Raw genomic sequence first — 11,219 nt, 5'->3', positions numbered from 1 at the left:
CCTTCGAGGACGTCAGAGGCGCCGAGTTCGCCCCGCCGTCCGCCGCCGACCTCGGCGACCACCGCGCCGCCGGACTGCTGCGCTCCGCCCTCCGCATCGGCTTCCGCTCCGGCGCCGGCCCCTTCCGCTCGCTCGCCGGCATCGCCGTCGAACCCCGCGCCTACCAGCTCGTCCCGCTCCTCATGGCGTTGCGACAGAGCACCGTACGGCTCCTCATCTCCGACGACGTCGGCATCGGCAAGACCGTCGAGGCCGGCCTCATCGCGAGTGAACTCCTCGCCCAGGGCGAGGCACGCGGCCTTGCCGTCCTCTGCTCACCGGCCCTCGCCGAGCAGTGGCAGGAGGAACTGCGCACCAAGTTCGGCCTCGACGCCGAACTCGTCCTCGCCTCCACCGTCTCCCGCCTGGAGCGCGGCCTGGACCTGGGGCAGTCGCTCTTCGACAAGTACCCCCACGTCATCGTGTCCACCGACTTCATCAAGTCCACCCGCCACCGCGACGACTTCGTCAAGCACTGCCCCGACCTGGTGATCGTCGACGAGGCCCACACCTGCGTCGCCGCCGACGACACCACCTCCACACAGAACCAGCTCCGCTACGAGCTGCTGCGCCGCGTAGCCGAGGACGCCGAGCGTCACCTGCTCCTCGTGACCGCCACCCCGCACAGCGGCAAGGAGTCCGCCTTCCGCAACCTTCTCGGCCTGGTCAGGCCCGAACTGGCAGGCACGGACCCGGACTCCGACCGGGGCCGACGCCTCCTCGCCCAGCACTTCGTACAGCGCAAGCGCGCCGACGTACGCCAGTACCTGACGACCGAGGACGGCCTCGGCGACGACAGCCTGGCCGAGCGGACCGCGTTCCCGTCCGACCGCTTCTTCAAGGACGAGACCTACAAGCTGTCCCCGGCCTACCGCGCCCTCCTCGACGACGCCATCGCCTACGCGAGCGAGCGTGTCGAGGCCGCCGACAGCCAGGGCAAGCGCGAGGCCCGTATCGCCTGGTGGTCCGCGATCGCCCTGCTCCGCTCCCTCGTCTCCTCCCCGCGCGCCGCCGCCCAGACCCTCCGTACGCGCTCCGCCGCCGCGGCCGCCGCCAGCGCCGAGGAAGCCGACCGCTTCGGCGCGCCCCTCACCCGCGACGCGGCCGACAGCGACAGCCTGGAGGGCATGGACGTGGCCCCCGGCGCCGAGACCGACGACGCCGGCGCCCGCCTCGCCGAACTCGCCGACCGGGCCGCCGCCCTGGAGGGCCCGGACGGCGACCTCAAGCTGAAGGCCCTGGTCAAGCACCTCAAGGCGCTGCTCGCTGACGGCTACCACCCGATCGTCTTCTGCCGCTACATCCCCACCGCCGAGTACGTCGCCGAGCACCTGGACGGCAAGCTCGGCAAGAAGACCGTCGTCCGCGCCGTGACGGGCACGATCTCGCCCCAGCAGCGCATCGAGCGCATCGAAGAACTGGCCGAGGAGGCCGGCCAGGAGGCCGCCGCCCGCCGTGTCCTCGTCGCCACCGACTGCCTCTCCGAGGGCGTCAACCTCCAGCACCACTTCGACGCCGTCGTCCACTACGACCTCGCCTGGAACCCCACCCGCCACGACCAGCGCGAGGGCCGCGTCGACCGCTACGGGCAGCACCGCGACGAGGTCCGGGTCATCACCCTGTACGGCAGCGACAACGGCATCGACGGCAAGGTCCTCGATGTCCTCATCAAGAAGCACCGCCAGATCAAGAAGGACCTCGGCATCTCCGTCTCCGTCCCCGACGAGACCTCCTCTGGCGTCACCGACGCCATCGTGGAGTGGCTGCTGCTGCGCGGCCGGGAGGGCGAGCAGGGCACCCTCTTCGAGGCAGACTCCTTCCAGCAGAGCTTCGCCGACCTGGAGGCCGACTGGAAGTCCGCCGCCGAACGCGAGACCCGCTCCCGCTCCCGGTTCGCCCAGCGGTCCATCCACCCGGAGGAGGTCGCCCGCGAGGTCCTCGCCATCCGCGACACCCTTGGCCGCGCCGACGAGGTGAATGACTTCGTACGGACCTCCCTCGCGGCCCTGGAAGCCCACCTGGTGGAGGCGGGCGACGGCTCCGGCGACTTCACCGCCGAGGTCAGCGGCACCTCCGCCGGCCTGCGCGACGCCCTCGCCCCCGTCGTAGGAGCCGCCGCCGTCGAAGGCGCCCGCCCCATCCCGTTCCGTACGACCTCGGCCGTGGCGCGGGGCGAGGCCGCCCTCGTCCGCACCGACCCCGTCGTCGGCGCCATCGCCGCCCACGTCCTGAACTCCGCCCTCGACAGCCAGGCCGACGGCCGCCGCCCCGCCCGCCGCTGTGGTGTCGTCTCCACCCGCGCCGTCGAGACCCGCACGACCCTGCTCCTCGTCCGCTACCGCTTCCACCTCACGCTGCCCTCCCGGCAGGGGGAGAAGCAGCTCGTCGCCGAGGACGCCCGCCTCCTCGCCTTCCAGGGCTCCCCGAAGAACGCCGTGTGGCTGCCCGAGGACCAGGCCCACGCCCTCCTCGCCGCCCAGGCCGCCGACAGTGTCGACCCCGACCACGGTGAGCACATGATGACCCGGGTCCTCGGCCAGCTCTCGGCTGTCACCGACCACTTGGAGCAGTACGGCGACACCCTCTCCGCCGAACTCCACGAGTCCCACCGGCGGGTCCGCCGCGCCTCCGACGAGATCGTCCGCGGCCTGCGGGTCACCGCCCAGAAGCCGGCCGACGTCCTCGGCGTCTACGTCTACCTGCCCGCCGCGTCCGGAGAGGCCGCCGTCTGATGTCCGCCACCACCCGCAACCAGGTCTTCTCCGCCGTCCACACCGTCGGCGGCCTGCTCCCCGCCGACATGCTGATCCGCATCGCCGACGGCAAGGACGTCAAGGGCTCCGCCCCCGCCGACTACCAGGTCATCGGCGCCCGTTCCGTACGTGACGAGGCCGAACGCCACTGGGACTACCTGAAGTCCGTCTGGCGCGAACTGCGCGAGAAGCTGCCGGTCGCCCCGGACGCCGAGACCCCTGCCGACCCGACCGGCCTGGCCGTCTCCCAGTGGCTGGAACCGCTCTTCGCCGAGCTGGGCTTCGGCCGCCTGACCCCGATCGGCGCCACCGGCATCCCGGCGGACAGCGACCCCGACCGCGTCTTCCCCATCAGCCACCGCTGGAACCACGCCCTCCTCCACATGACGGCCTGGAACGCCGACCTGGACAAGCGCACCGGCGGAGCGGGCACGGTCCCGCCCCAGTCCCTCGTCCAGGAGTGCCTGAACCGCACCGAGGCCCACCTCTGGGGCGTCCTCACCAACGGCCGCCGACTCCGGATCCTGCGCGACTCCAGCGCGCTCGCCACCGCCTCGTACGTCGAGTTCGACCTCGAAGCCATCTTCGACGGCGAACTCTTCAGTGAGTTCGTGCTCCTGTACCGCCTGCTGCACGTCTCCCGCTTCGCGGTGGCGGAGGGCGCGGCCCCGTCCGCCTGCTGGCTGGAGAAGTGGCGTACGGAGGCGATCGCGTCCGGCACGCGGGCCCTGGACCAACTCCGCAAGGGCGTCCAGGAGGCCATCACCACCCTGGGCACGGGCTTCCTGCGCCACCCGGCGAACACGACCCTGCGCGAGGACACGGACGTCAAGGCCCTCCACGGGGCGCTGCTCCGTCTCGTCTACCGCCTGCTGCTCGTCTTCGTGGCGGAGGACCGCGATGTCCTGCACGGCAAGGAGGCGACGGAGCAGGCGCGGGAGCGTTATGCGTCGTACTTCTCCTCGGCTCGCCTGCGCGCCCACGCCCGCCGCCGCAGAGGCACGGCCCACGGCGACCTCTACCAGGCCCTTCGGATCGTCCTGGACGCCCTCGGCGACGAGAACGGCCGCCCGGAACTGGGCCTGCCGGGCCTCGGCGGCATCTTCGACGAGACGGAGACGGATGCCCCCCTGAAGGGCCTGTCCCTCTCGAACGAGTACCTCCTCACGGCCGTACGCCACCTTTCCCAGGTCCGGGACGCTGGTTCGCGGCGCTGGCGCACCGTCGACTACCGCCACCTGGACGCCGAGGAACTGGGCTCGATCTACGAGTCCCTGCTCGAACTGGTCCCGCAGCACAGCGCGGCCGACCGCACCTTCGAACTGGTGGAGCTGGCCGGCAACACGAGGAAGACGACGGGCTCGTACTACACCCCGTCCTCGCTCATCGAGTGCCTGTTGGACTCCGCCCTGGACCCGGTCCTGGACGACGCGGTCAAGCGCGGCGAGCAGACGGCGAGCGCGGCGGGTGACCCGGACCCGTCGGACGCGATCGTCCGCGAACTCCTTTCCCTCACGGTCTGCGACCCGGCCTGCGGCTCGGGCCACTTCCTGGTGGCGGCGTCGCGGCGGATCGCGAAGCGGGTGGCGGCGGTACGGGAACGTAACCCGGAGCCCACGCTTGAGGCCGTCCGCCACGCGCTGCACGAGGTCGTGGCGCGATGCGTCTACGGCGTCGACCTCAACCCGATGGCCGTCGAACTGGCCAAGGTCTCCCTGTGGCTGGAGGCCCTGGAACCGGGCAAGCCGCTCGGCTTCCTGGACGCCCACGTGAAGCACGGCAACGCGCTCATCGGCGCGACGCCGAAGCTGCTGCGCGGCGGGATCCCAGACGAGGCGTTCATCGCGACGGAGGGCGACGACAAGAAGCACGCCAAGTCTTTGGAGAAGCTGAACGCCGAGGAGAGAAAAGGCCAGTTCACCCTCTTCGACATGGAGGACGAGGGTGTGAAGGTCGCGAACACGACCCTCGCGGCCGGCATGCGCCGGATCACCCATGCCCCCTCGGACAACCTGCGTGAGGTACGGGGCCAGGCGGCGGCCTACGTACAGTGGGAGAAGTCCTCCGACTACCTCAACGCCCTCCACCTCGCCGACGCCTGGTGCGCGGCCTTCATGTGGCTGAAGACCCCGGAGGCTCCCAGGGCGGTCACGCACGGCCTCTTCCGCTCCCTGGAGGACCCGGACGCGTCCAGCGCCTCGAAGGCCACCCACGACGAGATCGTGCGCCTGCGGGAGCAGTACCACTTCTTCCACTGGCACCTGGAGTTCCCGGAGGTGTTCTCCGTTCCGGACGGGGTTGTCACGGGGACGGTGGACGAGGCGACGGGCTGGGCGGGCGGCTTCGATTGCGTGCTCGGGAATCCGCCGTGGGACAGCATGGAGCTGAAGGAACAGGAGTTCTTCGCGCAGCGCGCTCCCGAGATCGCTGCCATCTCGAACGCGAGCGCCCGCAAGAAGCAGATCGCCAAGCTTCAGGAGAACCCGGACACGCTGGAGCTGTACGGCGAGTACGCGGCGGCGAAGCGTGCCGTCTACGCGGAGAGCCACTTCCTGCGCAGGTCGAAGCGGGTGCCGCTGACAGGGCAGGGCAACCTGAACCTGTACGCGGTGTTCGCGGAGACGGACCGGATACTGACGGGCGAGCGGGGCCGCGTCGGCGTCATCGTGCCGACGGGCATCGCGACGGACGCGCGGACGCAGTACTTCTTCAAGGACCTGGTGCAGAAGGGCTCGATCGCGGCGCTGTACGACTTCGAAAATGCGGCGCCCCTTTTCCCGGACGTGCACCGCTCGTTCAAGTTCAGCATCCTGTCCCTGACGGGCCGGGCCCTGCGCGAGCCTGCCGCTCGGTTCGCCTTCTTCCTCCACGACCCGGCGGAGCTGGACGAGGCGGACAAGGCGTTCACGCTCACACCGGAGGAGATCACCCTTCTCAACCCGAACACGGGCACGTGCCCGGTCTTCCGCTCTCGCCGCGACGCGGAGATCACTCTGGGCATTTACCGCCGTGTCCCGATCCTGATCAAGGGAGACGACCCGAAGGGCAACCCGTGGGGCGTGTCGTTCCTGAGGATGTTCGACATGTCCCACGACTCGCACCTCTTCCACACCCGCGAGGACCTGGAGGCCGAGGGCTGGCTCCTGCAGGGCAACGCTTTCGTCAAGGGCGAAGCCCGAATGCTGCCTTTGTACGAAGGTCGCATGGGTCATCAGTTCTCGCACCGTTTTGCTGATTCGACGGGCTCTCATGAGTCCTCACTAGGCGAGCTCGAAACTGCCGAATACGTCGTACAGCCACAGTATTGGATGGGTCAGGGCGACACTGAGGACCGTCTGGCGCGGCGCCGCTTCGAGTGCACTACTGCCCTACTGGGGCATAGAAGGGTGGCACGCAACAACGATGAGCGCACCTGCATTGCTGCCTTGATCCCCTGGGGAGCTGCATCCTACGGTTGGATTCTTTCTACTGGCCCCACGGCAGCTCACTTGACCAATCTACTGGCAGCTTACGATTCGTTCGCATACGACTACACGCTGCGTAACAGCTTCAGTCAGCCCAGCATTCCGCAAAGTACGTCCGAGCAAGTTCCCGTGCCGACACCTGACATGCTTGCGTCCAATGAAGGTTTCATTACAGCAAGAGTGCTGGAGCTCGTCTGCACGGCCACCGATATGCAACCCTTCGCCCGCGATCTCGGCGACACCGGCGCCCCCTTCATCTGGAACGAAGACCGCCGCACCATCATCCGCGCCGAACTCGACGCCCTGTTCTTCCACCTCTACGGGATCAACCGCGACGACGTCGACTACATCCTCGACACCTTCCCCATCGTCAAGCGCAAGGACGAGGCCAAGTACGGCACCTACCGCACCAAGGACCTCATCCTCGCCGAGTACGACCGCATGGCAGCGGCCGGCGTCAGCCTGACCACGCCCCTCGTGGACGGCGAGAACTACACCTCCACCCTCACCCCGCCCCCGGGCCACGGCCCCCGCCACGAAGGAACCGGAGAGTGACGAGTCCGCCGCCGGCCAGCGGCACGCCGGGGCAGCCGGTGTCCGGGGCGCGGGCCGCGGCGGTCGCGCGGGAGCGGGAGCGGCTGCGGGCGCTCAGGGAGCGCAGGGAGGCTCAGAGCGCGGACTCGGGAATCGACGGGTTCACCGTACGGAGATGGCGGAAGGTGGGGGTGCTCGGAGCCCAGGCGGTGCCGCGGGCCCACGCCCTGCTCCGGCAACTCGCCGACCTCGCGCGCGACACGGCTCACGACGCCGCGCACGACGCACTGACCGACGCCCTGCGCGACGAACCGGACGACCGGCTGCTGCCCGCTGTCCGGACCGTACTCGAACGGGCCGACCCGGCCGTGGCCGCCGCGACGCTTACGGAGGTTCACGCGGGCGGCTTCCTGTGGCTGTCCGAAGTCGGGGAGCAACGGCTTACCGCGCTGACGGCGGGCGACGACACCGTCGCCGTCTCCGGGAGCGAGGACCCCTCCGGGGCGTTCGCTCTCCTCGCCGCGTTCGCGGCGGAGAGTACGGCCGCCTTCCCGTCCCGGATGCTGCCGCGGGTGCTCCCCTGGATACCGCTGAGCGTCCTCGACGACCTGATCGACGCCGGTGTGGTCGGCCCCGAGCACCAGCCCTGGCAGTACCGGGCCGAGGAGACGGATCACGCGTACCTCAAGGCCCGGCTGGTCCCCGACCAGGTGACCGCCGAGCAGGCGACCGCGCTGGAATGGACGGCCCGGGAACGGCGGAACGCGTTCCTCGCCGAGGGCGAGCCGCTGTCCTCGGCCGGTGACGTCTACGACCTCCTGGAGCGGGTCGCCGACGGCGACGCCTCGGTCGTGAAGGAGCTGGAACGGGAGCTGCCCCGTGACCTGGTGCTCCGGCTGCGCCGGCTCCTGGACGGGGTCGCGGTCGGCAACTGGGACCGGGACATATGGGAGGACCGGGGGTTGTGGCGGCTCATTTTCGCCCTGTGGGAGCCCAAGGCGGCCGTCAACCCGTCGCGCTCGCCGCTGCACGCACTCATGGCCCTGCGTCAGGCCTACGACCTGCTGTGCATGAACGACCTCGCACGGGCCTCCGCTCAGATCGACAAGCTGGTGTCGTACGAGGCCGCCGACCCGGCCTGCCGGGCCGAGGCCCTCAACTTCCACGCGTACACGCTGCTGCTCCAAGAGGAACTCGATGCGGCGGCCCTGGTCCTGGAGGGCATCCGCAACGCGCACGAGCGGGCCGAGTCCAACCTTCGTATGCTCCGCCGGCGTCAAGCGGTTCAGCGCAACGACAGACCGGCGGCCTCCAACCCCTATCTCGACCTTGGGCTGCCGCACGGCGCGCCGAGCTGGACGACCCGGTACCGGGACCTCCGCCGGGAGCATGTGCGCGATGTGGACATGAGCGCGCAGCTCAACAGCGCGATGAAACGCATCAGGGACGCCGAGCGTGACGAGGACTGGTCCGGCTTCTTCGTGCTGCCGCTCGACCTGGACGTGTTCGAGCTTCCGGACGAGGTGCCGGTCACGTTGGTCCCGCCCCTGACCCCCCTGACCAGGCGAACGACATCTCATTCTCCCGAAGGCCTGGCGCTCGTGCGGCAGCGGGCGGTGGCGGATCTGCTGCCGCACCTGCTCAGCGCGCCCCGGCGCCCCGATCGCAACGCAAGGACGCACACACCGTGAAGAAGGTGCCCCGCAGCCAGCGGAAGACCTCGGTGGTTCCCAAGCGGGTTCCTGCCAAGGGGAACAACGGCCTCAAGCATCGTCGGGACAAGCGGCGAGCGGAGGCCGATGCCCCTGCTGCCCCTCCGCAGGCTTCCCGCCGACTCCCCGCGGACTCCCCGCGCACCTACCGCCCCGAGGAACTGCTCAGCCCCCACATGCTGCTCGCACGTTTCACCGAGCGGGCGACCGAGCTTCTGACCGCTGTCCCGGAAGAGGAGAGGCCGACGCAGACTGCTGTGGCGGCTGCCCTGCGCCAGGCCGTTCTGGAGGCGTTCCGCTCCCGGGAGGAGTACGTGGCCCGGATGGTCGAGGTCGATCTGCTCGCCGGCGCGCCCAAGCAGAATGCCACCTCGCTTCGCAAGGGCATCCGTGCCGCCCTGCTGGACCAGGGAGTGCGGTGCGTGGACGCCCCCGACGGCGAGCACGAGCTCTTCGTGGTGGTGGAAGGCGACGGTGAGGCGTTCGAGGTGCTGCGCCCGGCTTACGTGGACCAGGCCACCGGCAAACTGGTGCTCGCCGGGCAACTACGCCGCCTGCCGGGGGCGGGTGGAGCGGACCACTCTGCCGGAGGCGACGAGGCCGCGAACGGGGAGGGCGTGTGACCGCGACCGGAATCGATTTCGGGACCACCAACTCCGTGGTGGCCCAGTGGCTGGGCGATGACGTCGACGTGCTGTCGCTGGACGCCCACCACATCGACGCCGACTGGCGTCATCCCGGCTTCGAGTACCTCTTCCCGTCGGTGGTGGGCATGAGCTCACTGCGCCGGGGAGCGTTGTTCGGCTGGGAGGCCAAGCTCCGCTCCGAAGAGGCGGCCGAGGCCTGCAAGCGACTGCTCAAGAGCGACGAGTACGTCACGATCCACGGCCGCAGGTTCGCGGCCACGACGGTGGCGGCCGGTGTCTTCCAGGCCATGCGCAAGGGCGCGGAGCACAACCTCACCGCCATCGACCAGGCCGTGATCACCGTGCCCGCCAACGCCACGGGTGCCGCCCGCTACCGCACGCGCGCCGCCGCGCGGTTCGCCGGCATCGAGGTCCTGGCACTGCTCAACGAGCCGACCGCGGCGGCGATCTCGTACGTGCACGAGCTGCGAGAGGCTCGCACCATCCTCGTCTTCGACTGGGGTGGCGGCACGATCGACGTCACCGTGCTCGACTACCAGGACGGGTTCTTCGAGGAGCTCGCTTCACGGGGTGTGACCGAGCTGGGGGGCCTGGAGATCGATCGCCGCCTGCGTGACCTCGTCCTCGAACGGGCTCCGGCGCGATCGGCGTGGACGCCTGCGCAGGAGCGGCAGTTCGGGCTGGACGTGGAGCGCAGCAAGATCCGCCTGTCCTCCGAGGAGTCCGTCACCATCAGGACTCCGGACGGCGACACCGTCGAGGTGTGGCAGGGGGAGTTGGAGGACGCCGTCACCGACCTCGTGGACCGTGCTCTCGCGCCGGTTCAGCAGTGCCTCAGCGACCTTCACATGGCGCCCCTGGATGTGGACGCGGTGCTGATGATCGGTGGCACGAGCCAGATCCCGAGTGTCCGGGCCGCGGTCGCCGAGGTCATGCAGCAGCAGCCCGTCGAGGTCGATCTGTGCGATCCCATGACTGCGGTCGCCCGCGGCGCCTCCATCGCGGCAGCCGTACTGTCGGGGGAGGCTGACGGCGTGATCCAGGTGGCGACGAGTCACGCCCTGGGCACGGTCGTCACGGACGACACCGGACAGCGGGCGTTCAGCCAGATCATCCCGCGCAACTCACCCCTGCCGTGGAAGGAGCGCAAGAGCTACACGCCTCGCCGGGACAACGCACGCAGCCTTGCCGTGGAGATCTGGGAAGGAGACCCCGACCGTCCCCTCGACCACGCTGACAACGTGCAGCTGACGGACCTCCGCCTCACCTACCAGAATCCCCGGGCCCGCGAGGACTCCCGCTTCCTGCTGGAGTACACGTACGACACCAACGGGCTCCTGCACGTCAAGGCGACCCTTGAGCGCACCGGCGAGGAAGTGCTGAACGAGGAGATCAAGAGCTTCAGCTCCGGTGGTCCGACGCCGGCGGTGCGCAGGGAACTCGATGATCTGCTCGCGGGCAACACGGTCACCACGCTCCTGCCGACGCAGACGCGGAGGCGATCCGCGGGCTCGGCTTCCACGGCGCTCGTGGTCGACGGCTCCAACCTGGCGTGGATCGGCAGGTCGCCCCGACGACCCGGTGTATACGGCAGGGACGACCGGCCGTCCTACGCCCAACTGCTGTCCGCGCGCGACGCCCTGGCATCGCGGTATCCCGATGCCGTGCTCCACGTGGTCGTCGACGCCACCTTCCGGCACAAGGTCGCGGAGGAGGAACGCGCCGCGGTGGACTCGGCGCTCGCTACAGGGAACCTGATCCAGCCCCCGGCCGGAACCGAGGGCAAGGGCGACGCGCTGGTCACGGCGATCGCGCAGGACACGGACGGAATCGTCGTCACCAACGACAACTACGCCGAACTGCAAGGCAGGTACCCCTGGTTGCGGGACAAGGAGCGGGTGCTCGGGGCCACCCTGACCCAGGGCATGTGGGTCTTCACGCCGCGTACCTGCGTACCACCCCGTCATCGGATCGTACGAGCGGAGACCTTCCAGCAGTCGCGGGCCCTGATTCCTCCGAGCCCAGATCCACTGCCCGAGTTCAGGTACCACCGCCCTCACGAGGAGTAGC

General features: G+C 69.8%; 5 protein-coding genes. All 5 read left to right on the top strand.

What is annotated here, in order from left to right; all coding sequences use genetic code 11:
- Positions 1-2,771: helicase-related protein (locus ACFUJR_RS29095; RefSeq protein WP_383450885.1), on the top strand; the 2,771-nt coding region annotated here is incomplete at its 5' end.
- A complete protein-coding gene (locus tag ACFUJR_RS29090; RefSeq protein WP_383168752.1) occupies positions 2,771-6,811 on the top strand; it encodes an Eco57I restriction-modification methylase domain-containing protein in 4,041 nt (1,346 codons plus the stop codon). The genes ACFUJR_RS29095 and ACFUJR_RS29090, both read left to right, overlap by 1 nt.
- Positions 6,808-8,481 carry a hypothetical protein gene (locus ACFUJR_RS29085; protein WP_383168755.1) on the top strand — a complete coding sequence of 558 codons (1,674 nt, stop codon included), beginning with the start codon at positions 6,808-6,810 and terminating at the stop codon, positions 8,479-8,481. The genes ACFUJR_RS29090 and ACFUJR_RS29085 overlap by 4 nt, the downstream gene beginning before the upstream one ends.
- Positions 8,478-9,125, top strand: coding sequence for a hypothetical protein (locus tag ACFUJR_RS29080; protein ID WP_383168758.1), 648 nt, complete (start codon positions 8,478-8,480; stop codon positions 9,123-9,125). Before ACFUJR_RS29085 ends, ACFUJR_RS29080 begins: the two co-directional genes overlap by 4 nt.
- Positions 9,122-11,218: an Hsp70 family protein gene (locus ACFUJR_RS29075; RefSeq protein WP_383168760.1), complete on the top strand. Its 2,097-nt coding sequence runs from the start codon at positions 9,122-9,124 to the stop codon at positions 11,216-11,218. Before ACFUJR_RS29080 ends, ACFUJR_RS29075 begins: the two co-directional genes overlap by 4 nt.
- Position 11,219: the final 1 nt, after the last annotated feature.

The organism is Streptomyces sp. NPDC057271 (genome assembly GCF_042668715.1).
Lineage (GTDB): Bacteria > Actinomycetota > Actinomycetes > Streptomycetales > Streptomycetaceae > Streptomyces.
The sequence above is the reverse complement of the archived record's forward strand: the minus strand, read 5'-3'. Positions and strand labels throughout refer to the sequence as shown.